General features: G+C 43.9%; 28 protein-coding genes and 1 pseudogene. 10 read left to right on the top strand and 19 right to left on the bottom strand.

Annotation, left to right across the window (positions count from 1 at the left end; genetic code table 11):
* Window positions 1-294: 294 nt before the first annotated feature.
* Window positions 295-1,167, bottom strand: a complete 873-nt coding sequence (locus tag GGR02_RS06010; RefSeq protein WP_183183821.1) for a nucleotidyltransferase-like protein — start codon at window positions 1,165-1,167, stop codon at window positions 295-297.
* A gap of 118 nt (window positions 1,168-1,285) precedes the next feature.
* Between GGR02_RS06010 and GGR02_RS06005 the strand changes: the two genes are divergently transcribed.
* Window positions 1,286-1,642 (top strand): YgzB family protein, encoded by a 357-nt coding sequence (locus GGR02_RS06005; RefSeq protein ID WP_183183820.1) that lies wholly within the window; start codon window positions 1,286-1,288, stop codon window positions 1,640-1,642.
* 18 nt (window positions 1,643-1,660) lie between these two features.
* Here the strand turns inward: GGR02_RS06005 and perR are convergent, their stop codons facing one another.
* From perR to GGR02_RS05975, 6 genes are all read right to left on the bottom strand, one after another.
* Window positions 1,661-2,107: a peroxide-responsive transcriptional repressor PerR gene (gene perR / locus GGR02_RS06000; protein ID WP_183183819.1), complete on the bottom strand. Its 447-nt coding sequence runs from the start codon at window positions 2,105-2,107 to the stop codon at window positions 1,661-1,663.
* 218 nt (window positions 2,108-2,325) lie between these two features.
* Window positions 2,326-2,799: a thioredoxin-dependent thiol peroxidase gene (gene bcp, locus GGR02_RS05995; RefSeq protein WP_183183818.1), complete on the bottom strand. Its 474-nt coding sequence runs from the start codon at window positions 2,797-2,799 to the stop codon at window positions 2,326-2,328.
* A 2-nt stretch (window positions 2,800-2,801) separates the two neighbouring features.
* The gene (locus GGR02_RS05990) at window positions 2,802-3,215 is read right to left on the bottom strand and encodes a potassium channel family protein (RefSeq protein ID WP_221210726.1); all 414 of its coding nucleotides are present in this window, start codon (window positions 3,213-3,215) and stop codon (window positions 2,802-2,804) included.
* Between the two features lie 55 nt (window positions 3,216-3,270).
* Entirely contained in the window at window positions 3,271-4,056 is a 786-nt protein-coding gene (locus GGR02_RS05985; protein WP_183183817.1) for an ABC transporter permease, read from the bottom strand.
* Between the two features lie 4 nt (window positions 4,057-4,060).
* Window positions 4,061-4,852: an ABC transporter permease gene (locus tag GGR02_RS05980; protein ID WP_183183816.1), complete on the bottom strand. Its 792-nt coding sequence runs from the start codon at window positions 4,850-4,852 to the stop codon at window positions 4,061-4,063.
* Window positions 4,845-5,846, bottom strand: coding sequence for an ABC transporter ATP-binding protein (locus GGR02_RS05975; RefSeq protein ID WP_183183815.1), 1,002 nt, complete (start codon window positions 5,844-5,846; stop codon window positions 4,845-4,847). Before GGR02_RS05975 ends, GGR02_RS05980 begins: the two co-directional genes overlap by 8 nt.
* Window positions 5,847-5,956: 110 nt before the next feature.
* Between GGR02_RS05975 and GGR02_RS05970 the strand changes: the two genes are divergently transcribed.
* The 4 genes and pseudogenes from GGR02_RS05970 to GGR02_RS05955 all read left to right on the top strand — a co-directional run bounded on the left by GGR02_RS05970 (window position 5,957) and on the right by GGR02_RS05955 (window position 14,360).
* Complete coding sequence (locus tag GGR02_RS05970) at window positions 5,957-7,252, top strand: glutamate-1-semialdehyde 2,1-aminomutase (protein WP_183183814.1); 1,296 nt, start codon at window positions 5,957-5,959, stop codon at window positions 7,250-7,252.
* A gap of 273 nt (window positions 7,253-7,525) precedes the next feature.
* Window positions 7,526-11,998, top strand: coding sequence for a glutamate synthase-related protein (locus GGR02_RS05965; RefSeq protein WP_183183838.1), 4,473 nt, complete (start codon window positions 7,526-7,528; stop codon window positions 11,996-11,998).
* A gap of 290 nt (window positions 11,999-12,288) precedes the next feature.
* Window positions 12,289-13,168 (top strand): annotated as a pseudogene (locus GGR02_RS05960) (IS982 family transposase).
* Window positions 13,169-13,295: 127 nt separating this feature from the next.
* Entirely contained in the window at window positions 13,296-14,360 is a 1,065-nt protein-coding gene (locus tag GGR02_RS05955) for an FUSC family protein (protein WP_183183813.1), read from the top strand.
* 73 nt (window positions 14,361-14,433) lie between these two features.
* Here the strand turns inward: GGR02_RS05955 and GGR02_RS05950 are convergent, their stop codons facing one another.
* The 9 genes from GGR02_RS05950 to fabL all read right to left on the bottom strand — a co-directional run bounded on the left by GGR02_RS05950 (window position 14,434) and on the right by fabL (window position 22,303).
* Window positions 14,434-15,330, bottom strand: coding sequence for an ABC transporter permease (locus GGR02_RS05950; protein ID WP_183183812.1), 897 nt, complete (start codon window positions 15,328-15,330; stop codon window positions 14,434-14,436).
* A 17-nt stretch (window positions 15,331-15,347) separates the two neighbouring features.
* Window positions 15,348-16,352 (bottom strand): ABC transporter permease, encoded by a 1,005-nt coding sequence (locus tag GGR02_RS05945; RefSeq protein WP_183183811.1) that lies wholly within the window; start codon window positions 16,350-16,352, stop codon window positions 15,348-15,350.
* A gap of 63 nt (window positions 16,353-16,415) precedes the next feature.
* The gene (locus GGR02_RS05940; protein ID WP_183183810.1) at window positions 16,416-18,026 is read right to left on the bottom strand and encodes an ABC transporter substrate-binding protein; all 1,611 of its coding nucleotides are present in this window, start codon (window positions 18,024-18,026) and stop codon (window positions 16,416-16,418) included.
* 45 nt (window positions 18,027-18,071) lie between these two features.
* Window positions 18,072-19,037, bottom strand: a complete 966-nt coding sequence (locus GGR02_RS05935) for an ABC transporter ATP-binding protein (RefSeq protein WP_183183809.1) — start codon at window positions 19,035-19,037, stop codon at window positions 18,072-18,074.
* The gene (locus GGR02_RS05930; protein WP_183183808.1) at window positions 19,003-20,028 is read right to left on the bottom strand and encodes an ABC transporter ATP-binding protein; all 1,026 of its coding nucleotides are present in this window, start codon (window positions 20,026-20,028) and stop codon (window positions 19,003-19,005) included. Before GGR02_RS05930 ends, GGR02_RS05935 begins: the two co-directional genes overlap by 35 nt.
* 276 nt (window positions 20,029-20,304) lie before the next feature.
* Complete coding sequence (ntdP, locus tag GGR02_RS05925; protein WP_183183807.1) at window positions 20,305-20,841, bottom strand: nucleoside tri-diphosphate phosphatase; 537 nt, start codon at window positions 20,839-20,841, stop codon at window positions 20,305-20,307.
* A 69-nt stretch (window positions 20,842-20,910) separates the two neighbouring features.
* Window positions 20,911-21,162: a YgaB family protein gene (locus GGR02_RS05920; protein ID WP_183183806.1), complete on the bottom strand. Its 252-nt coding sequence runs from the start codon at window positions 21,160-21,162 to the stop codon at window positions 20,911-20,913.
* 136 nt (window positions 21,163-21,298) lie between these two features.
* Entirely contained in the window at window positions 21,299-21,502 is a 204-nt protein-coding gene (locus GGR02_RS05915; protein WP_183183805.1) for a gamma-type small acid-soluble spore protein, read from the bottom strand.
* A gap of 57 nt (window positions 21,503-21,559) precedes the next feature.
* Window positions 21,560-22,303 (bottom strand): enoyl-[acyl-carrier-protein] reductase FabL, encoded by a 744-nt coding sequence (gene fabL / locus GGR02_RS05910; protein ID WP_183183804.1) that lies wholly within the window; start codon window positions 22,301-22,303, stop codon window positions 21,560-21,562.
* A gap of 67 nt (window positions 22,304-22,370) precedes the next feature.
* Here fabL and GGR02_RS05905 point away from each other — a divergent pair, with 67 nt between their 5' ends.
* The gene (locus GGR02_RS05905; protein WP_183183803.1) at window positions 22,371-22,595 is read left to right on the top strand and encodes a cytosolic protein; all 225 of its coding nucleotides are present in this window, start codon (window positions 22,371-22,373) and stop codon (window positions 22,593-22,595) included.
* Window positions 22,596-22,614: 19 nt separating this feature from the next.
* Here GGR02_RS05905 and mutY read toward each other — a convergent pair whose 3' ends face one another.
* Window positions 22,615-23,745 (bottom strand): A/G-specific adenine glycosylase, encoded by a 1,131-nt coding sequence (gene mutY, locus GGR02_RS05900; protein ID WP_229706095.1) that lies wholly within the window; start codon window positions 23,743-23,745, stop codon window positions 22,615-22,617.
* Between the two features lie 125 nt (window positions 23,746-23,870).
* Between mutY and GGR02_RS05895 the strand changes: the two genes are divergently transcribed.
* On the top strand, window positions 23,871-24,851 hold the full coding sequence (locus tag GGR02_RS05895; RefSeq protein WP_183183802.1) for a metal-dependent hydrolase: 981 nt from the start codon (window positions 23,871-23,873) through the stop codon (window positions 24,849-24,851).
* Window positions 24,852-24,870: 19 nt separating this feature from the next.
* On the opposite strand, the gene GGR02_RS05890 is transcribed toward GGR02_RS05895, so the two are convergent.
* Complete coding sequence (locus GGR02_RS05890) at window positions 24,871-25,140, bottom strand: YfhJ family protein (protein ID WP_183183801.1); 270 nt, start codon at window positions 25,138-25,140, stop codon at window positions 24,871-24,873.
* 109 nt (window positions 25,141-25,249) lie between these two features.
* Between GGR02_RS05890 and GGR02_RS05885 the strand changes: the two genes are divergently transcribed.
* Window positions 25,250-25,405: a small, acid-soluble spore protein K gene (locus tag GGR02_RS05885; RefSeq protein ID WP_183183800.1), complete on the top strand. Its 156-nt coding sequence runs from the start codon at window positions 25,250-25,252 to the stop codon at window positions 25,403-25,405.
* A gap of 30 nt (window positions 25,406-25,435) precedes the next feature.
* Window positions 25,436-25,597, top strand: coding sequence for a YpzG family protein (locus GGR02_RS05880; protein WP_183183799.1), 162 nt, complete (start codon window positions 25,436-25,438; stop codon window positions 25,595-25,597).
* 41 nt (window positions 25,598-25,638) lie between these two features.
* Here GGR02_RS05880 and GGR02_RS05875 read toward each other — a convergent pair whose 3' ends face one another.
* Entirely contained in the window at window positions 25,639-25,965 is a 327-nt protein-coding gene (locus GGR02_RS05875; protein ID WP_183183836.1) for a YfhH family protein, read from the bottom strand.
* A gap of 56 nt (window positions 25,966-26,021) precedes the next feature.
* Between GGR02_RS05875 and GGR02_RS05870 the strand changes: the two genes are divergently transcribed.
* Window positions 26,022-26,690, top strand: coding sequence for an SDR family NAD(P)-dependent oxidoreductase (locus tag GGR02_RS05870; protein WP_183183798.1), 669 nt, complete (start codon window positions 26,022-26,024; stop codon window positions 26,688-26,690).
* Window positions 26,691-26,705: the final 15 nt, after the last annotated feature.

Raw genomic sequence — 26,705 nt, 5'->3', positions numbered from 1 at the left:
ATCAAACTCTCCATCGAAAGTTTTCTTCCAAACTCATGTTTATTCGTTCATTGAACGAGGACGCTTCGTTTTGTTCAGTTTTCAAAGAACATTTTTATTTGCCGCTTTGAGCGGCTTTATTATAGTATCATGTTGACTTACTGATGTCAACACTCTTTTTTATCAACTGCTATTTCGCAGCGACGTTTTTTAATTTATCACCTTTGATTCGTGAAGTCAACACTTTTTTTAAAAATAATTAAAACAAAAGGCCCTTCTCATCGTTCTCCCCCGTATAAGAACGGGCCTTCTTTATTAGTGGCTCGCTATTTTGTAGTAGCGGTGATACACATTCTGCCCTTTTGTTGGCATCTCTTCTGTCGTTAATACGTGCTTATCCACTAAATATTCCAGCATTATGACTAAATCAACTGAGTATGCTTCCAATTCGGGGTGGTCAACCATTTCACCAATGCTCCAAGCTTCTTCTCGTCGTTTCAACACATTCAGTAAATGCGCTGAGCCAGACGGAAGGCGCGAATGAATTAAAAATTCACTCGCTAAAAACAATAGTTCTAGCCTTTTCTCTAAAGGTTCGTCGCTTCCCACCAATTCTTCATAAAGTTTATAAATTTGCGCATCAATTTGCTTCACTTGATTCCACACAGTCACTTCAGGATAAAACCCTTTCTCAATAACAGCTAACCGTGCCAAATGATGAAGGGCATGGATAACATGGTTATAGGCATCCAAAAGTTGGTTTGTTTCCAAAAACACTTTTCCATCTGTATACCGCCGAATTAATTTGGCAAACTCTACCCCCATCTTTAATCGACGCGCTTCTTCTGGAAACTCCAACATTCGGTTTCGTAATTGCCGGACATATTCATTCCGGTCAAACAATACTTTCCCGTTGAGTACCCAGTCAATCACTTTGCGGTTCGAGCCAAACAAAAGCCATTCGTTTAATTTTTCTTCGCTCACAATATACAACGCAGCTTTTTGTCCTTTTGCTGTGTAATGTTTACTGAATACCGGGGAGTCGGCATCTTTCACGATGACTAACAACACTACATCAAATGTATCTGTAATCGCTGAGTTGTTCAGTTTTTTTTCAATCAATAAAATTCCTAACGTATTGCGATGGCTAGCTCTTTCTTGGTAAATGGGACGAATTAAATCCTCCATCTTTTCCCCTCCATCGTTTCGAGCGTTTCAACACTCATATTTCGACAAAAATCGCAAAATTCCTTTTTGCAAACTTACCTAAATTTTATGGTATAGTTATGTGGAGGAGGGACAAGTGATGTCGATTAAATATTCAAGCAAAATCAATAAAATTCGGACGTTCGCGCTTGGGTTAATTTTTGTTGGGTTTATCGTCATGTACATAGGGATATTCTTCCGCACTTCGATGTGGATTATGACGCTATTTATGATTTTAGGATTACTTTTTATTATCGCGAGCACTGTGGTCTATTTTTGGATTGGTATGTTGTCAACAAGAACAATTCAAGTAGTTTGCCCAAGTTGCGGAAAAACGACAAAAATGCTCGGCCGCGTCGATTTGTGTATGTATTGTAGCGAACCGCTCACATTAGATCCTGAATTAGAAGGCAAGGAGTTCGATGAAAAGTACAACCGAAAGAAAAAAAAGAGCTGATAGCCTTTGCTATCAGCTTTAATGCGTCCGATAATGTTGGCAGTCTGCACAGACACCGTATACTTCCATGCGATGATGGCTTACTTTAAATCCTGTCACATGCGCCGCCAGCGTCTCCACTTCGTCTAATCCCGGATAATGAAAGTCGACGATTTTTCCGCACCGTTCACAGATGATATGGTAGTGATCGGAAGTAACAAAATCAAACCGGCTTGACGAATCACCGTACGTCAATTCTTTAACAAGCCCTACTTCTTTAAACACACGGAGATTATTATAAACCGTTGCAACGCTCATATTCGGGAATTTTCCTTCTAACGCCTTATAAATCTCATCAGCCGTCGGGTGTGACATGGAACGGATTAAATATTCCAATATCGCATGACGTTGTGGGGTAATACGCACCCCCGTCTGTTTCAACGTGTCTAGCGCTTCTTTTAGCAGTTGTTCTTCAGACACCGTCATGCACCTCGCTCCCTTTAGAAAAAGAATTATTATTTTATAATTTTTATAATTAGTCTACCGTTTTTTTCGCTGCTTTGTCAATATTCGTATCATTAATATATGAGTTTATTTGGATTTTTAACATAAAAAGCGTGCGGAATTACTTTCCGCACGAATAATTTGAGGAGGTATGCCCTACGTTAACAATATATGCCGTATTTTTTAGTTGGTTTGGACATCTACCTATTTTTCGTAATATGACGAATATAAGCTAACGCTTCTTCTACATGCCCTTTCACTTTCACACCGCGCCATTCCTTGAGTAATCTTCCTTCCTCGTCAATGACAAATGTCGAGCGCTCAATTCCCATATATTCTTTTCCGAAATTTTTCTTCTGTTTCCAAACACCGTATTTTTCGGCCACTTCATGTTGCTCGTCTGCTAACAATAAAAACGGCAACGCATATTTTTCCACAAACTTTTGATGCCGTTCTACCGAATCGGTGCTAACTCCTAAAATGACAGCGTTTAAATCCCGAAATTGATCATAATAGTCCCGAAAATCGCACGCCTCCGCTGTGCATCCTGGCGTCATATCTTTCGGATAAAAATATAATACAACAAACTTCCCATGAAAATCAGAAAGCGATACCACCGTTCCGTCGCTTGCAGGCAATGTAAAGTCCGGTGCTAAATTTCCCATTAACAGCATTCCTATCGCTCCTTATTCATATCTTTTTCCCAATCAATGACTACTCGAACAACAAAAGCAGCAGGCATAATATACCCTAATAATGCTTCGACGACTGCAAACCATCTTCCTGCTCCAATCGGGATAACGTCCCCATAACCTACTGCCAACAATGTCGTTGCGCTAAAATATAGACTGTCTTGCAAAACAGAAAAAAACTCACCCGTAATGTCTTTTGCATTTTTTATAAAAATGTCATATCCATTTATTTCTAAAACCGTATAAATCATCCCAAATCCGAGCATCATCGTTACATATAAAGAAATTAATACAACAAAATTTTCTAATGAAACATATTTATGTTTGCTCACTCGGCTAGTCCATACAGAACCAATATTCAGCACCAACACACCGACAATTACAATAAGCCACCCCATCGCTATCCCTCCGTACAGGCTATGTATACGAGGGGGTAGCCAAAAATATACCAATTTAGTTCCCGGCGCCTCTATACCGCTTGACCCCTTTATTCCATAACATAACGGCAATCATAAAAAAGACAAGCCCTATAACCGGCGTTAAAAAAGCATAGCCGTACCACTCTTTTTTTCCTAAAAAATAAGCGGACGGATACACCCCAACAAATGCAAACGGCAAAATCCACGTTAAAATATAACGAATGACGCGGTTATAAATATCAATTGGATAACGACCATAGTTGCTAATGTTATACATCATCGGCATGATCGAGCTTCGCGCATCTGACCAAAAACTAATCGTCGCAAGCGAAATAAACACCCCCGCGTAAACGAGCATGCCCCCGAGCGCAAACAAAAGAAAGAGAAAGAAATCGTACCAATGAAACTCCAGATGCAATCGTGCGCTCGCATATCCCATAATAATCATGCCCGTCACGCCACCAACAAGCGACTCTAGTTCCATCCGTTCTAAAATAATTTGAAACAAACTGTGCACCGGCCGCGTCAATACACGATCCATCTCTCCACGGACAATGTAACGCTCATTAAAATCCCAAATATTAAAAAATGCTCCAAACAACGCAAACGGCACTAAAAAGAAGCCGTAAATAAAAATCATTTCATCTCTCGCCCAACCGTGCAATAGCGTCGTATGCCCAAACACTACAAGAATAAAAATTAAGTTGACCGATTGAAACATCAAATCAGAAAGAAACTCAACAAACAAATCCGCCCGATATTGCAACTTCGTTTTCATATATTGCGCCATATATTGAAAAAAGACCGACACATAAAACACGCCATCACCCCCCTTGAACGACAAGCCGCTTTTTCGCCACTTTCCAAAGCAGTTGAAGCGGAAAGAGCAAGATGATACTCCAGACAAGTTGAAACAAAAGCCCGTTAATAACCGCCTGTCCACGAAAACTTTCCGTAAAAATCATGCTTGGAATATAGCTAATCGCTTGGAACGGAAAGTATTTCATCACCTCTTGCGCCCAGTGTGGATAAAAACTAATTGGCAAAATCAAACCAGAAAATAAATCGATGACGAACCGTTTCGCCCGTAGCAACCCTTCGTTATTTAACGTAAAAAACGTCACGACCCCCGCCAATAAATTCAACTGGGAGTTAATCACAAAACTTAACATAATCGAAAGGGCAAAATATCCCCATGTTCTTATATCACTCGAGAAATGGAGGGGAAACAACAGACTAGTAATAATGAGACCAGGAAATGAAAGGAAAAATAAACGAAATACTCCCTCTCCCAAACCTTGCATCGTTTTCATCCCTAAATAACTATAAGGACGAATCAGTTCAACCGCTACTTTTCCTTCTTTAATTTCCATCGCAATTTCACGGTCGATATTATTAAAATAAAACGCGCGCGCCATCCACGATACCGCTACATATGTTGTCATCTGTTCGATAGACATGCCTTGGATCGCCGATTTTCCGTTGTAAATGGCCGACCAAAGGAAATAATATGCGCCGATATTAATGCAGTAAATAAGAATGCCCGTATAGTAGTTCGTCCGATATGCCAACATCATTAAAAAACGGATGCGAATCATTTCAAAATATTTATCCATGCACAACACCTTCTTCATAGATGTTGCGAATAATTTCTTCTGTCGACATTTCATCAATATTAATATCTTGAATGTCATAACGGGCAACGATCCGGCTAATGACATCCGATACATGCATCGGTGCTACATGGGCAACCCAGCTATTTGTTTCCTCTTTGCGCCACGTTGCCTTTATATCGTATGTAAGAGCGCACAACTCTTCTTCCGTTACTTCGGTTGCAAACGTAAACTGCACTTGCTTTCCTTCGCCCCAATTTTCTTTGAGCCGCTGCAAGGAACCGTCATAAATAATTTTTCCTTCATCGAGCATAATGACACGCTCACATAGTGCTTCGATATCCGCGATATCATGCGTCGTTAATAAAATTGTTGTGTTATATTTTTCATTAATTTCTTTTAAAAATTGACGAATTTTTAGCTTCACTAATACATCTAGCCCAATCGTCGGCTCATCTAAAAACAAAAGCGGTGGATTATGAATTAATGCGGCCGCCAATTCACAACGCATTCGCTGCCCCAATGATAGCTTGCGCACCGGTTTGTCGAGCAATGGACCAATATCTAACGTTTCGATGACATGCTCCATATGTTCTTTATACTCTTTGTCCGATACGCGATACACTTTTTTTAATAATCGAAATGATTCTTGCACCGCGATGTCCCACCATAATTGCGACCGTTGTCCGAAGACGACGCCGATCGTTTGAACGAACGCCTCGCGCTCTTTATGAGGATTCATGCCGTTGACAACGACTTTCCCAGCTGTCGGCGTTAAAATTCCTGTCAACATTTTAATGGTCGTCGACTTTCCAGCTCCGTTTTCCCCAATGTACCCTACCATTTCTCCTTGTTTAACAGTAAATGAAATATCGTCGACCGCCCGAATCATTTTATAGTTTCTTGTGAACAAATCGCGAAACGCTCCCACTAAACCGGAACGGCTCGAATACACCTTAAATTCTTTTCGTAGTTTTTCTACCTCAATCGCATACATGTTCTCACCCTCCACATAAGCAATAGTTTAACGAAAGTCGCTAGGAGAAACAAATGGTATGCTTATGATACAATAGAAAACAGCAAACTTTTGCATAGGAGGCTTTCAACATGCAGTTTATTAAATCAGAACAATTATACAAAGAAGCGCTCGAACATATTGTCGGCGGCGTTAACAGCCCTTCCCGTTCCTATAAGGCGGTTGGCGGCGGCGCTCCTGTCGTCATGGAACGAGCGCAAGGCGCTTACTTTTGGGACGTTGACGGAAATAAATATATTGATTATTTAGCGGCATATGGTCCGATTATTACCGGGCATTCCCATCCGCACATTACAAAAGCGATTCAACGAGCAGCGGAAAATGGCGTGTTATACGGAACACCAACCCCTCATGAAATTACATTTGCAAAAATGTTAAAAGAGGCCATTCCTTCCTTAGAAAAAGTGCGTTTCGTCAACTCGGGAACAGAAGCAGTCATGACGACGATTCGGGTGGCTCGTGCCTATACAGGGCGGGATAAAATTATTAAATTTGCTGGTTGTTATCACGGGCATTCCGACCTTGTGCTCGTTGCGGCTGGTTCTGGTCCATCGACATTAGGAACACCTGACTCTGCCGGCGTTCCAAAAAGCATCGCCCAAGAAGTAATCACCGTTCCATTTAACGATATTGACTCTTTTCGGCAGGCGATGGAACGTTGGGGCGAACAAGTCGCTGCCGTTCTTGTCGAACCGATTGTCGGCAACTTCGGCATCGTGGAACCAAAACGTGGATTTCTTGAAACGATTAACGAAATCGCCCATCAAGCAGGCGCACTTGTCATTTACGATGAAGTCATTACAGCGTTTCGGTTTATGTACGGGGGAGCGCAAAATTTATTAGGGATTGAACCAGACTTAACAGCGCTTGGAAAAATTATTGGTGGTGGTCTCCCAATTGGTGCCTACGGCGGACGAAAAGACATTATGGAACAAGTCGCTCCGCTCGGTCCTGCGTATCAAGCGGGAACGATGGCTGGAAACCCGGCTTCTATCCTTGCCGGTATCGCTTGCTTGGAAGTGTTAAAACAAGACGGTGTTTACGAATATCTTGACCGGCTGGGTGCTATGTTAGAAGAAGGGATTGCTAGCCATGCGAAAACATACGGTATTCCTGTGACCATCAATCGATTAAAAGGAGCGCTAACCGTCTACTTTACGACCGAAAAAGTGGAAAATTACGAACAAGCTCAACAAACAGACGGCGAGATGTTTGCGAAATTTTTCAAGTTGATGCTTCATCAAGGAATCAACCTCGCACCATCTAAATACGAGGCGTGGTTTATTACACTCGCCCATACAGAAGAGGATATTCAATATACACTCCAAGCGGTTGAACATGCATTTAAAACGTTAAAAAATGAATAAATATACAAAAAGAGCGGAAGAGTTTTCTTTCCGTTCTTTTTTATAATCATTGAAAACGTTTACAAAAATCCGTTTCATTAACCATCTTTCAAAATGAATATTATATCCAAAAAAATGAATAAATAATTGATTTCCCTTTTTGTTCATGGTAACATAGACTATAAATTCTGAAAATTTTTATTCTCCTATCGTTTATCCAACTTTTTCTTATAGAACATTGTGCGCAGGAGGTGAAAGGCAAAGGTGGGATTCCCACTTTTAAGCCACTCAAACATGAAACAACGCTGGAATCCAAGTCTTTTTCAAGATTTCCATCACGCTGAACACGATGCTTGCGGCATTGTATCCGCCATCGAAAAACGGCGCGTTCCAACAAGAGAAAACATTATGACCTGTATTAATGCCCTCGTAAAAATGAATCATCGTGCTGGTTTTATTAACGGCGAAGGGGATGGGGTTGGTATCCATATCGACATCCCAAGAGCACTTTGGATGGAAAAATTGGCGAATGCGGGGCAAAACCCGGAAATCGCTAATGACAACCACTTTACCGTCGGACATATTTTTATTAATCGCACAACAGACGTCGAACAAGTAAAAGAAAAAATAAGACAGCTCTTTAAACAGTCCGGGCTCACCCTTCTTTTCGAATCAGATCGTGTTACTTCTTCTCATGCACTCGGACCAATTGCTTTACGCCAAGAACCTGTCTTTTGGCAAGTAGCGCTTTTGCCTATTGATAAGGAACAGCTCATGAAACGATTGTTCGATTTGCTCATTGACATCGAGCAAGACGAAGACGTTCATGTCGCTTCGTTAAGCCATTTCCACGTTGTCTACAAAGTAATGGGCGCAGGAGATATTTTGCCAAAATATTACCATGATTTAGCGAGCCCGCTCGTTGCCTCAACAATGACGCTTGGGCATAACCGGTATTCAACGAATACGCTATCTAACTTTTTCCGTGTTCAACCGTTTAGCGTGTTAGGGCATAACGGAGAGATTAATACCATTGCTAAACTGCGTGATGAAGCAATGATGCTTGGAGTACCGCTTACTGTCGGTGGAAGCGATTCGCAAGATTTAAGCCGCACAATGGAAACGCTCATTTGCCGTCACGGATATAGCTTATTTGAAGCGATGGATATTTTGTTCCCGCCAATTGTGAACGAAATGAAAGCATACCCTGAGCATTTGCAAGATTTATATACGTACATTCGGGAGGCGTGGGGGCATTTTGCCCAAGGCCCAGCAGGCATCATTTCTCGTTATGGAGAAGAAGCTGTATTTAGCGTCGATGCGTTAGGATTGCGTCCGCTTTGGAAGTTAGATACTGAAGAACGGTTCATTTTTGCTTCCGAACCTGGGATTATTCCAGCAAGCGAGTACACAGGAGAACCAAAACCGATTGCTCCAGGCGAAAAAATCGGGTTGAAATGGGGAGTAGATGGTCATATTGAAGTGCTCGAATACGCCGCATTTCAAGAAGAAGTGTATGCTCGTTTTTCTAAGCGGTTTGATGTCGCCAACTTCCGGGCACGCCTTACTCCACCAACATTAGAAAAACATTTATTTGTCGCTTCGCCAAGCAAAGTGCACAACGGGCAATATGCTGCATTCGGCTGGGATCGTGAACATATTCAACTATTAGAGCAAATGGCAGAAAAAGGGGCAGAGCCAATTCGTTCACTCGGGCATGACGCACCGTTAGCAGCCATTGACCCGAACCGGAAAAACCTCGCCGATTTTATTAAAGAAAGTGTTGCGGTCGTCACCAACCCAGCAATCGACCGCGATCGGGAAACTGAGCATTTCTCGACTAGAACGATTATTGGCAAGCGCCCATCGTTAACGGATGTGCAACCACCTTCCTACGTGGTAGAGTTAATTTCGCCAATTTTGATAGAAGGAAAAATTGGTCTCGACAGCGCGGAAACGTTAGGTCACCCTTCCTACGACCAAGTCGTTCATGCGTTCCAAACAAAACAGCTCGCTTACGTGCTGTCCGCGACGTTTACAGCAGACGAAACGATAAAAGAAGCGCTTCAACGGTTGGCAAATGAAGCGTGCGAAGCTGTTCGAGCTGGAAAAACGTTGCTTGTCATCGACGATACTGAGGCACATCAAAACGGAAACTTATGGATGGATCCATTGCTTGTTACTTCGGCAATCGACCAATCGTTAACCGAAAATGGGTTACGGCGAGATTGCTCTTTATTGCTTCGGTCTGGGGCTATTCGTTCGCTGCATGATTTCATCGTTGCTTACGGATTAGGAGCTAATGCAATCAATCCTTACTTAATGTTTGCAACTGTTGCAGCAGAAGATACAGTCAAACCGGTCATCAATTTATTCAACGCATTGAATAAAGGGTTAGAAAAAGTGATTTCGACCATCGGCATTCATGAATTGCGCGGATACAGCCGCCTCTTTTCATCGATCGGATTGCATGACGAAATCGCCGACGTATTGAAAATTGTCAACTTCTTCGGCTCCGATTCGTTGCAATACGATTTTGCGGCGCTAAAAGAAGATGCGATCGCTCGCGCAAACGACTATGTCGATGAAAATGCAAAACCAGGGAAAACGTTCCATGTCTTTCCGCGCATTTGGAAAGCGATTGGTGAAGTAGCCCAAACCGGTTCGTACGACAGCTATCGTGAAAAACTAACAGAAATAGAAACAGAAACGCCAACAACGATTCGGCATTTGCTTGATTTGAAAAAAGCGAAAAAAGAAGTGCCATCTGAAACTGTTGATATTAGCGTCGGCGAACATAGCTTGCCGTTTGTCATCGCCTCGATGTCGTTCGGCTCGCAAAACGAAGTCGCTTTCCGCGCCTATGCCGAAGCAGCCGATCGACTCAACATGGTGAGCTTAAATGGTGAAGGCGGCGAAATTAAAGATATGCTCGGCAAATATCCGCGCACGCGCGGTCAGCAAGTCGCGTCCGGTCGTTTTGGTGTCAATGCTGAGCTATTAAACTCATCCAATTTATTAGAAATCAAAATCGGGCAAGGCGCAAAACCAGGAGAAGGCGGGCATTTGCCGGGTTCCAAAGTAACGGCGAAAATTGCCGAAGCACGGAACGCAACGATCGGCTCTGACCTCATTTCGCCATCGAACAACCATGACATTTATTCGATTGAAGATTTAGCGCAAATGATTGCGGAACTCAAAACAGCAAACGACCAAGCAAAAGTTGCCGTAAAAGTGCCGGTTGTGCCAAATATTGGGACGATTGCTGTTGGAATTGCAAAAGCAGGAGCGGATATTATTACACTAAGCGGCTTCGATGGCGGAACAGGAGCAGCTCGCATTCACGCGCTGCAACATGTCGGGCTTCCGGTAGAAATCGGGGTGAAAGCTGCCCATAACGCTTTGTTAGAAGCAGGATTGCGCAACCAAGTCGAAATTTGGGCAGACGGTGGCATTAAAAGCGCCTTAGACGTCATCAAAGTGATGTTGCTTGGTGCAAACCGCGTCGGCTTCGGTACGCTTTCGATGATTGCGATTGGCTGTACGACATGCCGCGGTTGCCATTTAGACACGTGCCACGTCGGCATCGCGACGCAAATCGAATCGGAAGCGCAAGCAAAAGAACATGGCTTACGCCGTTTCGTGCCACGGCAGTTCGAGGCAGCGGTTCAAGGACTAGTCAACTTATTCACTGCTTTCGGTAATGAGTTAAAAGCATTAACGGCTTCGCTTGGCGTTGAACGATTGCAAGACATTGTCGGGCGCTCCGACTTACTAGAACAAGTAAGAGGGCTAGAAAAAATGGATTTGACGCATTTATTGAAAGTATTGGAAGTTGGACAGTTTATGCCAAAAGAAATGCGCTCGAACGTAGAAGAAGCGAAATTACTCGTTGCCGCAGGAGCAGAATATCTCGACTATCATGTGGAAGATTTGCACCGTTCGCGCGAGTTTTCTGCTGTCACATCTGAACAGCGCGTGCTCGGCAGCCGCGTATCATGCCATCGCGTGCGCGGGCGTTTAGATGGCTCTTATAAAAAATTGCCGAACGTGACATTGCGCTTTAAAGATGGCTCTATTCCTGGGAACGGCCTTGGTGCTTACAATAGCTACGGCATTCACATTCACGTCGATGGCGGCGCCCAAGACGGCATCGGCAAAACAGCGCTTGGTGGCAGCATTCTCATCTTCAAAGCAAAAGGAAAAGACGGCAACTATTACAACGGCTCCGTCGGAAAAGGGTTTGGCTATGGCGCGCAAAAAGGATTGCTCGTCGCCCAAGGTAATGCTGATGCACGGGCTGGCATTCGCCTCTCAGGTGCCGATATGATTATCGGCGGACAAGTGACCGTGCCAATCCCAGAAGAAGAGCATGGCAATATCGGAGCACGGGCAAACATTAAAGGGTTTGCGTTTGAATATATGACAAATGGACGCGGGCTCGTTCTCGGCGACCCTGGCCCATGGATTTGTGCAGGAATGACAGGTGGTGTCGTTTACTTGCGCCATCAACCAGAAATGGGATTAACAAAGGCTGCGCTCGAACGCCGTATCGCCAAAGGCGCCCAAGTTCGCATCGAGCGCTTAAGCGAACGAGGAAAAGCGGATGTACACGAGCTTTTATCGACCTACATTTCCTTACTTATCGAGCACGAACAAATCGAAGAAGCAGAGTCACTGAAGCCGCTGCTTGAAAAACCGGAAGAACATTTCTTCCAAGTCATCCCATCTAAAGAACAAGCGGACCCTTCCGTCTCTACAGAATAATAAGAAAAGCGCCCGCCTATCGACGAAGGTCGCACAATCCCCACCGAGGAGGAAACGACTCAGGCGGATGGCGCTTGGAGCTAGACAGCTCCCGACCTAATCATAAAATTTTCTTATGACAAAAGAGGCACCGGAATCCGGATGCCTCTTTTTTGTGTAATTAATGCAACAATGCTTCAATATATATAACCCGTGGTGCTAGATAAAATCGAGCAAGCAAAAAAATAGCCCTTGCCTGTGGATCTCCTGTAGAATGAAAGTGCGATCCAACATTCGAAAGGAGAATCCCCATGCAAGAGCACTTTCATTTTACTACAGATCAAGCGAAGATTCAAAAACAATATGCAGCCATTTTCTTTTTTGTTTCTGCCCAGCTGTCACAAATTCAATGCTATCTTCAACGTCGCAATCGTCATTTGGCGAAACAAGAAGACGCGGTGATCATTGCCATTCATCTTTTGGGAAAGCTGCTTGGCTTCTCCTCCGAACGTGCATGGCATCGTTTTGTGGAGGGAAATTTATTTACCGATGGGCAGTTTATCGAACGATCCCGATACAATCGCCGTTGCCGAGCACTGCGCTTTGCGATCAAATGGATTCGTCATGAACTAGCACAACGTGGTCAACATCATGCCTATGCGGTAGTAGATAGCATGCCAATTGAGTTGTGTCATGCCGCAAGAATGTACCGTGTCAAACGATTCCAAGGGATCGCGGACATCGGACTTTGTGCGTCGAAAAAGCAGTGGTACTATGGGTTTAAGTTTCATCTTCAAGTGACCAACCAAGGACTGCCTATGGGATATGTGGTAACGGAGGCGTCCTGTCACGATCGAACCGCAGCTGAAACGGTCATGACTCCAATTCCTCACCCCTATAACTTAGGTGACAAAGGATTCATCAGTAGCGAATTGCAAAAAAAAGTTGTATGCAGCGTACCAAATCGCTTTTTGGACTCCATCTCACAAAAATCAGAAACACCGTCCATCGGCATCATGGGAGAAATGGCTCAAACAAAAACGGAAAGTGATAGAAACGGTGTTCTCCGTCCTCGTTGACCAGTATCGTATGACAGAAATTCGTGCGAATTCGATTTCAGGGTTTGAAGTGGCACTAGATGGCATATTGTTGGTGTATTCGCTTGTCACACTCGGACTAGTTGAGCGCTAGCGCTCAACTAGCACCACGGGTTTTTATAAAAATTTTTAATTATTTTTATTTATTTGGTTAATTTTATTATCCATATTACTAAATTGTTTAGCAACTTTTTTGAGGCAAAAGGAAGGATACGAACGTTATGAGACTCGGAGCCCGCATCTTTAAAACGGGAATTGCCGTTACATTGGCGCTTTCTTTAGCAAGTATAATGAATTTCCCTTCGCCAGTATTTGCCGGAATATCGGCAGTGTTTGCGATGCAGCCGACCATTTATCGCTCCTATTTGTCGCTCGTCGAACAAGTACAAGCCAATATAATCGGTGCTGTTTTTGCGATTGTGAGCGTTTTATTATTTGGACATAATCCATTTATCGTAGGATTGACAGCCATTTTAGTCATCGCGCTTTGTTTGCAGCTTCGGCTGGAGTCGACCATTTCCGTTGCGCTAGTTACCGTTATCGCTATTATGGAATATACGAACGCGAATTTCATTCAGTTTGCGGCCATTCGCTTTTCGACGATTATGCTTGGCGTGCTTGCTGCCTTCGTCGTGAACCTTATATTCCTTCCGCCGAAGTACGAAAAAAAGCTGTATTTCCATATCACAGAAAATACAGAGGAAATTTTAAAATGGATTCGCCTGAACATTCGCCACGCGTCAGAACATCATGTGTTAAAAGAAGATATCGAAAAGCTAAAAGAAAAAATGATCAAGCTCGATCAATTGTATTTGCTTTACAAAGAAGAACGAATGTATTTGCAAAAAAATCGTTACCAGCGGTCGCGCAAACTCGTATTGTACCGGCAAATGATTTCTGCAACGAATCGGGCACTTGATACGTTAAAAGTGCTGCATCGCCTTGAAAACGAACTTTTTCATATGCCGGATGAATTTCAACAAACCGTACGAGCACAGCTCGATTGCTTGCTTTCTTATCACGAGCAACTTTTGCTAAAATTTATCGGGAAAGCGAAGCTACAGCAACAATCCGAAATTGCAAGCGAAGCATGCCATGAGAAAAAACGGCTAGTGGAGGCATTTTACGAATACAATCAATACGGCAATGAACACCATCTCTTTTTGCTCATCGGAACAATCATTGCCTACGGAGAACAATTGGAGCATTTAGATAAACTCATTGATAGCTTTCAACAATATCATCAGGACGCCGAAGCATTCAAGCTGTCCGATCAAAAAACATAGAAAAGCGGAGGCGATTCGTTAGCTACGAAACGATAAACAAACGGCTATCCCCATTTAAGGATAGCCGTTTGTTTTAGCTTTTCATGCGCGGATCGAGCGCGTCGCGCAAACCGTCCCCCATTAAGTTGAACCCAAGCACGGTTAACATAATCGCTAACCCGGGGAAAATCATCGTCCACGGTGCTTGTGTTAAAAACTCTTTGGAACTTGCTAACATCGTCCCCCACTCTGGGTTCGGCGGTTGTGCACCTAACCCTAAAAATCCGAGCGCAGCTGCTTCAATAATTGCCGTAGCAATCGCAAGCGTCCCTTGCACAATAATCGGCGCCATACTATTTGGCAAAATATGATGGAACAAAATGCGAGCATCGCTCATTCCAATCGCTTTTGCTGCCATAATGTATTCTTCTTGCTTAATGCTTAAGACGCGTGAGCGAATGAGACGACCGAAATTTGGAATGTTAATGACTGCAATCGCAATTAACGCGTTTTGCAATGATGGTCCAAGTACAGCGACAATGCCGATGGCTAACAAAATGCTTGGAAACGCCAACATAATATCAAAAATGCGCGAGATGACACCGTCTACCAAGCGACCGTAGTACCCTGCAACAATGCCGAGCAGCGAGCCGACAATGACAGAACCAAGCACAGAGAAAAAACCGACCCAAAGCGAAATGCGTGCGCCATAAATGACGCGCGATAAAATGTCGCGCCCAAAATCATCTGTACCAAACAAATGATCTTTAGACGGCGCCTGCAAACGTAACGATAAATTTTGGTCATTAATGCCATACGGAGCTAGCAATGGGGCAAATATCGCCAATAAAATGAAAAAGACAACAATCCCCATGCCAACAAGCGCTACTTTATTTTTCTTAAAGCTGCGCCACCCTTCTTTCCATAAAGAAACCGATTCTTCTTTTTCTTGCCGTATCGTTGGTGTTTGATTGCGAGCTAGTTCAGCCACGATGACTCCCCCTTCCATTAGTTATATTTAATGCGTGGGTCCACGGCTGCATAAAGAAGGTCAACAATTAAGTTAATAAAAATAAAAATCGTCGCAACAATTAAAATGCCTGATTGAATGACCGGATAATCGCGGTAGCCGATGGCATCGTAAATGTAGCGCCCGATTCCTGGCCAGCTAAAAATCGTTTCTGTTAAAATAGCACCACCAAGCAACAAACCTGTCTGCAAGCCAATTACCGTCAATACCGGGATAATTGCATTTTTCAATGAGTGCTTGTACACGACCCAAAACATGCTTAGCCCTTTTGCTCTTGCCGTCCGAATATAATCGGATTTCATTACTTCCAACATGCTTGAGCGAGTGATGCGGGCAATGATCGCCATCGGAATAGTTGCCAATGCAACGCTTGGCAAAATTAAATGTTGCAATACTTGTACAAACTGATCCGTATTTCCTTGCAGTAGTGTGTCCACTAAATATAAATGCGTGATTGGTTCTATTGGATTTCTAATATCTTCTCGTCCGGACGTCGGAAGCAAATCAAGATGAATGGCAAACACCCATTGCTCCATCAGTCCGAGCCAAAAAATTGGCATCGATACGCCAACAAGCGCCAATACCATCGCCGCATAGTCAAACCATGAATTTTGGAACCATGCACTAATAATGCCAGCGTTCACCCCCACGACAATCGCAATCAACATTGCTGCTAATGACAGTTCTAACGTCGCTGCTAAATACGGCCAAATTTCATCAGCTACCGCAGAGCCTGTGCGAATCGATTCGCCTAAATCGCCTTGCAATAAGCCACCTACATATTTGACGTATTGTACATACCACGGCTGATCAAGCCCAAGTTTATGCGTCAAGGCTGCAACCGCTTCTTTCGTTGCTTTTTGTCCTAAAATAACTTGCGCAGGGTTTCCAGGAATCGCACGAATCATAAAAAACACAACGAGCGACATTCCGAGCAACACTGGAATTACCATTAACACCCGTCGCACCGTATATGCGAACATAGTCTCACTCCTTTTGGAAAGTGAAAAGGGAGAGGATGCACTCCCCCTCCCTCGACCCGAAGATTATTGAAACTCAACTTTCGTAAATTTATCCGAACCAGTTGGATGCGGGTTAAAGCCTTTAATATTTGCTTTCCCTGCTAACAATGGTGTGGAGTGCACAAGCGGGATCCATGGTGCATCTTCTTTAATGATTTCTTGTGCTTTTTTGTAAAGTTCGTTACGTTTATTTTCATCGCTGACGGTTTGCGCTTCGATTAAAATTTTGTGTAGCTCGTCGTTTGAGTAGTACGTATAGTTGTTGCTGCCGATGCTATCTTTATCAAGCAATGCGTACAAGAAGTTATCCGCATCGCCGTTGTCCCCTGTCCAACCGAGTAAAAATGCATCTGCTTCTCCTTTAGACGCTTTTTCAAGGTATGTTGCCCATTCGTATGTGACGATTTTCGCTTTCACACCAATTTTTGCAAAGTTCGCTTGCAACGCTTCCGCTACTTTCTTTCCATCTGGCATGTATGGACGTGGAACAGGCATTGCCCATAGTTCCATTTCAAAGCCGTTTGGATAGCCAGCTTGTGCAAGCAATTGTTTTGCTTTTTCTAAATCAAATGGATAATCTTGAATCGCGTCGTTATAGCCAGGGATGCTTGGCGGCATTGGGTTTTTCGCCGGCTCTGCTTGCCCTGCATAAAACGCATCAATAATCGCTTTTTTATCCACTGCGTAGTTTAATGCTTGACGAACAAGTTTGTTTTTCAACGGACCTCTTGTCGTCGTTAACCCAACATAACCAACGTTCATCGATGGACGTTTGAAAATTTGGAAGTCTTTATTTCCTTCTACTTGCTTCAAGTCGTTTGGATTCAAGTCTTCCATGATGTCAATTTCGCCTTTTAATAATGCATTTAAGCGTGCCGAGTTGTCAGGAATCGAAACGAAAATTAATTGATTGAGCTTTGGATAACCTTCCATCCAATAATTTTTATTTTTCTCCAATACAATACGCTCATTGCGTTTCCATTCTTTAAAGACGAATGGACCTGTACCAACCGGATGTTCTGTAAATTTGTCGCCATATTTTTTCACCGCTGTTGGGCTTGCAATCGCAAACGGTGTCATCGCAAGGTTTTTCAAAAATGGCGCTTGCGGACGTTTCAATACGAATTGCACCGTATAGTCATCCACTGCTTTGACTTCTTTAATGACGTGACCTTCGTCATTTTTATAACCGCCAAACATCGAACCGTAGTACGGGAATGTATCCGCATTACCGTTCGCCCAACGTTCAAAGTTGAATACGACTGCTTCTGCATTGAAATCTGTTCCGTCGTGGAACTTCACGCCTTTACGAAGCGTAAACGTATACGTGAGTCCATCCGGAGAAACTTCCCATTTTTCTGCTAACGCCGGTTGAATCGACGTGTCGCCATCATTGTAATCTAGCAATGTGTCAAAAATATTTTTTGTTACTTTCAAAGACTCTCCGTCTGTCACTGTCGCTGGGTCAAGTCCTACTGAGTCCCCGCCACGACCATAAACAAGCGTACTTTGGGTAGTGCTTTTTGAGCTTTCTTTTTCTCCGCCAGCTGTTTTTTCAGATTTTCCACAGCCAGCAAGTGCAAGCGACATTGCAAGCATAAACGCAAGCACTGCCATGAGTGATTTTTTCTTCACTTTTTGTTTCCCCCTTTTTTATTTATTGTTTCGCTGCTTGCTGCTTTAATAAAGATGACAAGCAACGTAATGACCTTGTTCGACTTCTTTCAACTCCGGACGCGCCGTCTTACAAATATCCATACAAGCGCTGCAACGTGTATGAAACGCACATCCTTTTGGCGGATTTGCCGGACTTGGCAAATCACCTGCAAGAAGTTGCCGTTCTTGACGATATTCCGGGTCTGGAATCGGAACGGCCGATAATAGCGCTTTTGTATACGGATGTTTCGGAGATTCATAGAGCGTATCGCTATCCGCTAATTCAACCATCCGCCCTAAATACATCACGCCAACACGGTCGCTAATATGGCGGACGACCCCTAAGTCGTGTGCGATAAAAATGTACGTTAGACCAAATTCTTTTTGCAAATCTTCTAATAAATTTAGCACTTGTGCTTGAATCGACACGTCAAGCGCCGAAACAGGCTCATCGGCGATAATTAATTTCGGTTTTGTCATTAGCGCGCGGGCGATGCCAATTCGCTGGCGCTGGCCGCCGCTAAACTGGTGCGGATACCGCTTAGCATGGTAGCTACCGAGCCCGACGACTTCGAGCATTTCTTGCACGCGTTTTTTTCGCTCTTGTTTCGAGCCAATTCCGTGTACAATGAGCGGTTCTTCCAATATTTTCTCTACCGTATGACGAGGATTAAGCGACGCAAATGGGTCTTGAAAAACCATTTGCATATCGCGACGAACTTTCCGCATTTCCTGCTTCGATAGATTTGTAATCTCTTGTCCCTCAAAGATAATTGAACCGTCTGTCGGCTCGATTAAACGAAGAAGCATCCGCCCAGTCGTCGACTTTCCACAGCCTGATTCGCCGACAATGCCAAGCGTTTCCCCTTTATGTACAGTAAATGTAAGGTCATCAACGGCCTTCACTTCCCCGACCGTTTTACTAAAAATACCGCCGGTAATGGGGAAGTATTTTTTAAGCCCTTTCACCTGCAACAACGGCTCGGTCACTATTTATTTCCCCCTCTCTTTGGTGCAAAAAACAACGGACGCGATGTCCTTTGTCATCGATGTCATATAGCTTTGGAGTTTCTTGAAAACAACGGTCAAACGCGTGCGCACATCTTGCGGCGAAACGGCAGCCTTGTTTGATCGAACCTGGTTTTGGAACGTTGCCTGGTATCGAATAAAGCCGTTCCTTCTTCTCGCGAATGTCTGGGACGGATTGAATGAGACCGACCGTATACGGGTGTTTCGGATCTTTAAAAATCGTCCGAACGTCCCCTTCTTCGACAATTTTGCCGGAATACATGACAACGACACGCTGACATACTTCTGCGACTACCCCTAGATCGTGCGTAATCATCATAATCGCTGTTTGGAAGTTTTCGTTTAAGTCTTTCATTAGTTTTAAAATTTGTGCTTGAATTGTGACATCAAGCGCCGTCGTCGGTTCGTCGGCAATCAACACTGCCGGCTGGCATACCATCGCCATCGCAATCATGACGCGCTGCCGCATTCCTCCTGACAACTGATGCGGATATTCATCGATGATTTCCTCTGCGCGCGGAAGCCCGACGAGTTTCAACATCTCGATAGCACGAAGTCTTGCTTCTTTTTTACTCAAATTTGTATGGATACGGATGGCTTCCATTAGCTGGTTACCAATTGTAAACAATGGATTTAACGACGTCATCGGCTCTTGGAAAATCATCGCAATTTCGTTGCCGCGAATTTGTTTCATGCGTTTTTCCGTCGCACGAACGAGATTTTCGCCTTTAAACAAAATATCGCCGCCAACAATTTTGCCGATGCCCTTTGGCAACAACCCCATAATGGAGAGCGAAGTGACGCTTTTGCCACAGCCCGACTCCCCAACAATGCCTAAAATTTCCCCTTCGTCTATGTAAAAATCGATATCATCGACCGCTGGAACTTCCCCATCGTCTGTAAAAAAGGATGTTTTCAACCCTTTCACTTCTAGCACATGCTGCTTATTCATGACGCCCCCCCTGCCTAAGTAAAAAAAGAATTGCAATGCAATTCTGTCATTTTTCATTTAAATTATGCCACGTATAGTAGAATAATACAATACGTAATATTAAAAAAAATTTAAATTATCGAAACAAAATGAATACACTTCCTTTTTACGATTTAATCTTGCTATTGTTCTTTGAAATACCTTTTTGCCAAATAATATGAGTACTTTTTCACTTTATTTCTTTATCAAATAAAAGTGAATAAAAAAATAAAAAACCTGCTTCGTTGCACAGGTTTTTTATTTTCGATACGAAAGAAATTTTTCATACCACATGTCAATAAAATCGGGTGCGAACGGTCCTTTGCGCTGATGAATCCAACTAATGAGCTTCTCGACGTTGCTTTTTAAAATGCGGTCAATGACGTCCGGATAGTTCATTTCTTTTCGATGGCGTTCGTACTCTTCTTCGTCTAAAAGAACGTACGTCATATTTGGAAAAACTTTTACATCTAAATCATAGTCGATGTACTTAAGCGCTTCTTTGTCGCGGACAAATGGGGAACTAAGGTTACAGTAATAATAAATGCCATCTTCACGAAACATGCCGATAATATTAAACCAATGTTTCGCATAAAAAAAGCAAATCGCTGGCTCTCGTGTTATCCATGTCCGTCCATCTGCCTCCATGACGATTGTTCGGTCGTTAGCTGCAATAATATAGTTTGGCGTGCCTTTTAAAACAATCGTTTCTTTCCAAATACGATGAATCGAGCCGTTATGTTTGTAGCTATGAATTTGAATAATCTCTCCTTCGCGTGGATGTTCTAGCGTCATACATTTCCCTACTTTCACTCTGGTGCTTCTTTCTTTATTATATCATTATAAAACAAAAGAGCCATCAAATCATAACGATGGCTCTTTGCATTGATACGACCGAATGACTTTTTCTGTTTGCTGCTCAAACAGCCGTTGGATTTCAGCTAATTGCTGCTTCATGTGCTCAATTTCATCATGGACTGCTTGTCGTTTCGTTTCGTGTTGCAACGCGCTGAGTTCTGCTTCTAGTATTTTGCAACGCTCGATTTCTGACTGTAAAAATAGAAGCTGCTCCATCGTTTCTAGCTGCTCTCTTACTAATTGATCGAAACGATCCATCGTGTTCTCCCCTTCTCATTTTTTACTTACAAATTCGTGGAGAACAGGCGAATCCCTTTGTAGAGTGATGGGAACTTTTGTCGATTATCCTAAAAAAAATCGGCATCCCTCGCGCTAAAGAGAGATGCCGTATTTGTTATTTGCTTTGGTTTGGCGCTTGACGCGTCGTATTTTGTGCTTTCCGTGATTCGGATTGGGCGTTTTGTTGTTTCACGTCTTGAATGTTCGTTTCCGCCGCAAACTCTGTGCCGAATTGACCAGCTTGTGCCGATTGCGCGTTTTGTTGTCTTACTTCTTGAATATTTGTTCCGGCAATCGTTTTGTTCGGTTGTTTTGCCATCGTCATCACCTCCACGACTTTTAATGTGTCCAAGAGGTGATTTTTTATCCACGAAAATTACATAAGCAACGAGCGACCGCCATCGACGATAATCGTTTGCCCGCGAATCATCTCTGCTTGATCGGATAGTAAAAATAGCACGGCGTTGACGATGTCTTCCGGCTCGACCATCCGTCCAGCTGGCGTTTTCGCTACTGCATCGGCAAGCAGTTCTTCACGGTTTGGAAAATGTTTGAGTGCATCCGTATCAACGGCCCCGCCGGATACGGCGTTGACAGAAATATTTTTCGCAGCTAACTCAACCGCTAAGTAGCGAGTAAGCGACTCGACCGCTGCTTTCGATACACCGACAGCTGTATAGTTTTCTAAATAGCGAATCGAGCCGAGCGAGCTGATGCTGACAATTTTCCCTCCTCCTACTTTTTCCATTCGCTTCGCCGCTTCTTGTGCGCAAAACAAGAGCGCTTTACTGTTAATGTCCATCGTCCAGTCCCAATGGGATTCTTCCAATTCCATCGCTGGACGCAATACACCGGAAGCGGCGTTATTAATTAAGACGTCCACACGACCGAACACTTCATCAATTTGTGCAAACATTTCTTGAATTTTTTCGACTTTGCCAACGTTCGCCTTGACAACGAGCGCTTTTCGACCAAGCGCTTCAATTTCGCTCGCTGTTTGTAGCGCTGCTTCTTTGCTGCGGGCATAGTTAACAACAATATTGTATCCTTCTTTTGCGAGCCGAAGCGCAATCGCTTTTCCGATGCCGCGGCTGCTTCCTGTGACAACTGCTACTTTCATCGTTTCTCTCCCCTTATGTATAATTTCACCGGCTGTTTTGCAAACTATGGAAAAGGAGGGACAGCCGATGTATGTTGGTCGCGATATGACCGAGCTTTCGATGATGCCAAAAGCAAAATGGAAAAATAGCGAACTAGCGTTTTTTCATCATGCACTCCAACAAATCGCACCATATTTAAACGCCGAAGGGCAGACGATCCACCGCGAAATTATCGAAGAAATCGAAGCGCGCGGCGGATTCGAGAAAATGGAAGCGACGTATACGCAAGGAACCGCACAGCCGTATGATTAAAGTTCCGTACGATGCGTTATCATTCACATACAATGCGGCGAACGGTTTTATCTTCGTCCGTCGCTTTTTTTTGATATTCTTCCCAAAGCCGCTGGTGCGAAACAGGAAACGCATATTGTTGCAATTCTTCCTCGCTGACCAGTTTTAGCCGGTCGGTTTCGCTGACATCGCCCACAATCGTACCATAGTAAGCGACAATGTTCCAGACTAAATGGGAAAAAACGTGCTGCAAAGCGGCAAACGGAAATTGTAGCGTAACGCTTACCCCATACCTCTCTAGAAAAAATGATTCTAATTGTTGCCTCCGGTTTTCTGAGACGACTTCACAATTTGGAAACTCCCATAAATTCGCTAGCAGCCCGTCGCTGTCACGTTTATGAATAAGCACTCGTCCTTTTTCATCAACGACTACCGCAGCGACGATGTCCACTTCTTTTCCTTTCGCTTTTTTCGTTTTGACCGGCAACTGCTCCTGCACCCCTTCGTGAAAGGCGCGGCAATGGCTGCGAACGGGACAAAGTAAACACGCTGGTTTCCTTGGAACGCAAATTAATGCGCCAAGCTCCATGAGTGCCTGATTAAAATACGACGGGTGGTCGCGAGCAATAATCGCGCGAACGATGGCCTCAAATAACGTCCGCGTTTTCGCCTTTGCAATATCTTCCCATACGAGAAAAATGCGTGACAACACGCGCATGACGTTGCCGTCGACTGCTGGCTCGGGGATTCCGTAAGCGATGCTTAACACAGCTCCCGTCGTATATGGGCCGACGCCTTTTAGCTTCGAAAAGTGCTCTACATTATCTGGGACTTTTCCGCCATATCGTTCTTTCACTTCTTTCACTGCCGCATGCAAGTTGCGAACGCGCGAATAATAGCCAAGTCCTTCCCATGCTTTCAACACTTTTTCTTCATCGGCATCCGCAAGCGCTTCTAATGTCGGAAATTGCTCCATAAACTGTTGAAAGTAAGGGATAACCGTATCGACTTTAGTTTGTTGCAACATCACTTCGGAAACCCAAATTTTGTACGGGTCAGTTTCTTTTCGCCACGGCAACTCGCGCTGTTCTCGTTCGAACCATTGAATGAGGTCACGTTGAAACCTTTCTGTCGCAAATCCTTCAAGAAATGGGGCAATTTTTTCGTTCACGATGACTCCTCCAAGATGATAAACTAATGATAGTATCTCGCGATTTTAAAAAAATTGCAATTGTCCAAGCGTCATTGGAAAATATGGATATACTATGAAGCAGAAACTTAAAGGAGGATTTTTCGTTGGATACAGGAACACATATCGTCATGGGCGTAGCGTTAGGGAGTATAGCGACACTCGATCCTGCCGTTAGCCATGACCCAGTTTTAGCCCATGCTGTACTTATTGGTGCATTAGCTGGCTCCCAAATACCAGATATTGATACGGTCTTAAAATTAAAAAATAACGCCAAATATATTCGCAACCACCGCGGGATGACGCATTCGATTCCAGCGCTATTCCTTTGGCCGCTGCTTTTAACAGGGGTTCTCGTCTATTTTTATCCAGACGTGAACGTTTTTCATCTTTGGGTATGGATTTCGGTTGCGGTTTGGTTACACGTATTCGTCGACCTTTTTAATGCGTATGGGACACAAGCGCTGCGTCCGTTTACAAAAAAATGGGTAGCTTTTGGCGTCATTAATACGTTTGACCCATTTATTTTCGGGCTTCATCTCGTTGGTATCGGCTTATTATTTCTTGGGACACAGCCTGGGTATACGTTTTTAGCCATTTATGCGATTCTCGTTGGATATTATGTCGTTCGATTTCGGCAACAAGCAGCGATTAAACGGGCCGTCCAGCAGCAAATTCGCGACGTGGAACAAATTATTACCGTGCCGACCTTTCGTTTTCGGGAATGGCATTTAGCGATTACGGCGAAAGACTATTTTTACGTGGCACGCGCGAAAAATGGTGTCATTCATCTGCAAGACACGTTCGAACGATGCCCGGTTCCTGCCCATCCAGCCATTGAAGCGGCGAAGCAAGATGAAAACTTAGCGGCGTTTTTATCGTTTTCGCCAGTTTACCGTTGGGAAGTAAACGAATATAGCGACCATTACGAAGTGCGTTTTACCGATTTGCGCTACCGCAGTAAAGGGTATTATCCGTTTGTAGCGGTCGTTCAGCTCGACCTTCATTTTCAAATCGTCAGTTCGTATACTGGCTGGATTTTTAGCGAAGGGAAGTTGCGCAAAAAACTAGAACTTATCCCAAGCTAACCCGAGCATTTTGCTCGGGTTAATGTTTCAAATAGTCCTCTTGGTTCAACAAATGTTTATATTTTGGGTTCGTCGTCCGAAACTCATGTAGTTGCGCCCCATATTGGTCAATCCACTGGCGAACGACTTTTTCTGTCAGTTCTTTTCCCTTATACGAATATCCTGCGCGTGCGTATGTCGTTTCAAAATCTTCCCAAAGTAATTCCACCCACGTGCGCGCCTGTGCGTACGCAAGCGAATCGTTTTTTTCGAGCAAATAATTCGTTAATCGTTCAAAGTGTTCGTTCATCGTTTCACCTCCCTTTTGTACCAACATTTGAACTACATAACCATTCGGTCATTCGCCATACTAAAAATGTGTTGGGACAACACAAACGAATGCCGAGGAGGGATGAGTCATGCGGAATAAAGCGAAAAGTTTTCCTAACCAAAATAATAACAAATTGGAAGGCGAGCCGCGCGCGAAAGCAGAGTATGCTTCTAAACGCGCCAATGGGACGATTAATACCCACCCGCAAGAACGCATGAGCGCCTCCAATCAACGCGATGAGTAACCGCTTTTCCAATAGTGAGGAGGTACTCGAATGGGTCGACATCAACGGAAAAACTTTTATGACAACTTATATTCCAACCCGTTCCAGCAACCGTGGGCAAACCCGAAGCATGCCCATTCCCAAGTGAATGGGGAAACCCAGCAAACACTTGATTTAATTATTTTAGAACGGCAGACACGAAAACAATCATAACGGAAAAGGGTGCTCCAAATGAGCGGAGCACCTTTCATATGTTACGGTTTAATAAGCAATGAAATCGGTAGCGCCTCTTCGCTTCCATCACCGGTTAATCGGTACCCCCACGCAAATACTCCATTCAAATAACGGATTTTAAACACTGAACCCGGATCACCGTCAATTTCGTATATATCTCCCGGTCGAAAGTCTTCTGGGTTCAATAAATACGCTTTTGCCATCGCGATTTTTCGTTCATAGACCGCAAGTTCATTTACCATCCCCATTTGCTCGGCTTTGCGTGCTTTTTCGGTCAGATGGGCAATTTCTTGTTTCAACTCATACTCCGTCATTTCGCTGTACCGTTTTTGTTGCATCTTTTCCACTCCTTCCGATTGGTATATGATAATCATGATGAAATCATGAAATGGAGATGTGCACAATGGAAGCAATCGTCATTACTGGAGCTGGGACAGGTCTCGGCAAAGAATTAGCGCTATTGTACGCCGAGAAAGGATACGCGGTCATTTTGCTTGGAAGACGCGAATCTCCGCTGTTAAGCGTCCAGCAAGAAATTGAAGCCAATCATGGAACCGCGTTCGTCTATCCGCTTGATATTCGCCGCTACGACGAAGTAAGCGAAACAGCGAAAGCGATTTTAAAAAAACATCGTGTCACGTGCTTAGTGAATAACGCCGGCATCGGCTATTTTGGACCGCTTTCCTCGCTTTCGCACGAGCAAATTGCGGATATGATTGCGACAAATATTAACGGAACGATTTATATGACAAAAGCGTTCCTTCCATACTTCCGCTTGTTGCCGAAAGCAAAAATTATCAACATTATTTCCACCGCTGGCTTGCGTGGAAAAGTGAACGAATCTGTTTATGTTGCAACGAAATTTGCGATTCGCGGGTTTAGCGAAAGCCTTGTCAAAGAGCTCGAACAAACGAATATTTCCGTCACTGCTGTGTATATGGGCGGCATGGACACCCCGTTTTGGGAAGGAAGCGACCATATTCAAGACCGCTCTCGCCTTCGGTCGCCGCGCCAAGTCGCCGAACAAATCGTTGCACAAGAAAACGGACAGCCGGAAATCATCATTGAGTAGCGAATGTGGCGAGTA

The organism is Anoxybacteroides voinovskiense, from assembly GCF_014196205.1.
In the GTDB taxonomy this organism is placed as follows: Bacteria; Bacillota; Bacilli; order Bacillales; family Anoxybacillaceae; genus Anoxybacteroides; species Anoxybacteroides voinovskiense.
This window is presented reverse-complemented; position numbering and strand designations above follow the sequence as displayed.

Bases quoted from the DNA above. Each gene is read 5' to 3' on its own strand.
- GGR02_RS05880 (WP_183183799.1), top strand. From the start codon at position 25,436: ATGGGTCGACATCAACGGAAAAACTTTTATGACAACTTATATTCCAAC.
- GGR02_RS05885 (WP_183183800.1), top strand. From the start codon at position 25,250: ATGCGGAATAAAGCGAAAAGTTTTCCTAACCAAAATAATAACAAATTG.
- bcp (WP_183183818.1), bottom strand. From the start codon at position 2,799: ATGCTGTTAATGGGAAATTTAGCACCGGACTTTACATTGCCTGCAAGC.
- GGR02_RS06005 (WP_183183820.1), top strand. From the start codon at position 1,286: ATGTCGATTAAATATTCAAGCAAAATCAATAAAATTCGGACGTTCGCG.
- GGR02_RS05890 (WP_183183801.1), bottom strand. From the start codon at position 25,140: ATGAACGAACACTTTGAACGATTAACGAATTATTTGCTCGAAAAAAAC.
- GGR02_RS05990 (WP_221210726.1), bottom strand. From the start codon at position 3,215: ATGGGGTGGCTTATTGTAATTGTCGGTGTGTTGGTGCTGAATATTGGT.
- GGR02_RS05915 (WP_183183805.1), bottom strand. From the start codon at position 21,502: ATGGCAAAACAACCGAACAAAACGATTGCCGGAACAAATATTCAAGAA.
- GGR02_RS05975 (WP_183183815.1), bottom strand. From the start codon at position 5,846: ATGTATGCGATTGAGGTAGAAAAACTACGAAAAGAATTTAAGGTGTAT.
- GGR02_RS06010 (WP_183183821.1), bottom strand. From the start codon at position 1,167: ATGGAGGATTTAATTCGTCCCATTTACCAAGAAAGAGCTAGCCATCGC.
- GGR02_RS05955 (WP_183183813.1), top strand. From the start codon at position 13,296: ATGAGACTCGGAGCCCGCATCTTTAAAACGGGAATTGCCGTTACATTG.
- GGR02_RS05905 (WP_183183803.1), top strand. From the start codon at position 22,371: ATGTATGTTGGTCGCGATATGACCGAGCTTTCGATGATGCCAAAAGCA.
- perR (WP_183183819.1), bottom strand. From the start codon at position 2,107: ATGACGGTGTCTGAAGAACAACTGCTAAAAGAAGCGCTAGACACGTTG.
- GGR02_RS05970 (WP_183183814.1), top strand. From the start codon at position 5,957: ATGCAGTTTATTAAATCAGAACAATTATACAAAGAAGCGCTCGAACAT.
- GGR02_RS05870 (WP_183183798.1), top strand. From the start codon at position 26,022: ATGGAAGCAATCGTCATTACTGGAGCTGGGACAGGTCTCGGCAAAGAA.
- GGR02_RS05930 (WP_183183808.1), bottom strand. From the start codon at position 20,028: ATGAATAAGCAGCATGTGCTAGAAGTGAAAGGGTTGAAAACATCCTTT.
- ntdP (WP_183183807.1), bottom strand. From the start codon at position 20,841: ATGACGCTAGAACATCCACGCGAAGGAGAGATTATTCAAATTCATAGC.
- GGR02_RS05945 (WP_183183811.1), bottom strand. From the start codon at position 16,352: ATGTTCGCATATACGGTGCGACGGGTGTTAATGGTAATTCCAGTGTTG.
- GGR02_RS05965 (WP_183183838.1), top strand. From the start codon at position 7,526: ATGAAACAACGCTGGAATCCAAGTCTTTTTCAAGATTTCCATCACGCT.
- GGR02_RS05920 (WP_183183806.1), bottom strand. From the start codon at position 21,162: ATGGATCGTTTCGATCAATTAGTAAGAGAGCAGCTAGAAACGATGGAG.
- GGR02_RS05980 (WP_183183816.1), bottom strand. From the start codon at position 4,852: ATGGATAAATATTTTGAAATGATTCGCATCCGTTTTTTAATGATGTTG.
- fabL (WP_183183804.1), bottom strand. From the start codon at position 22,303: ATGAAAGTAGCAGTTGTCACAGGAAGCAGCCGCGGCATCGGAAAAGCG.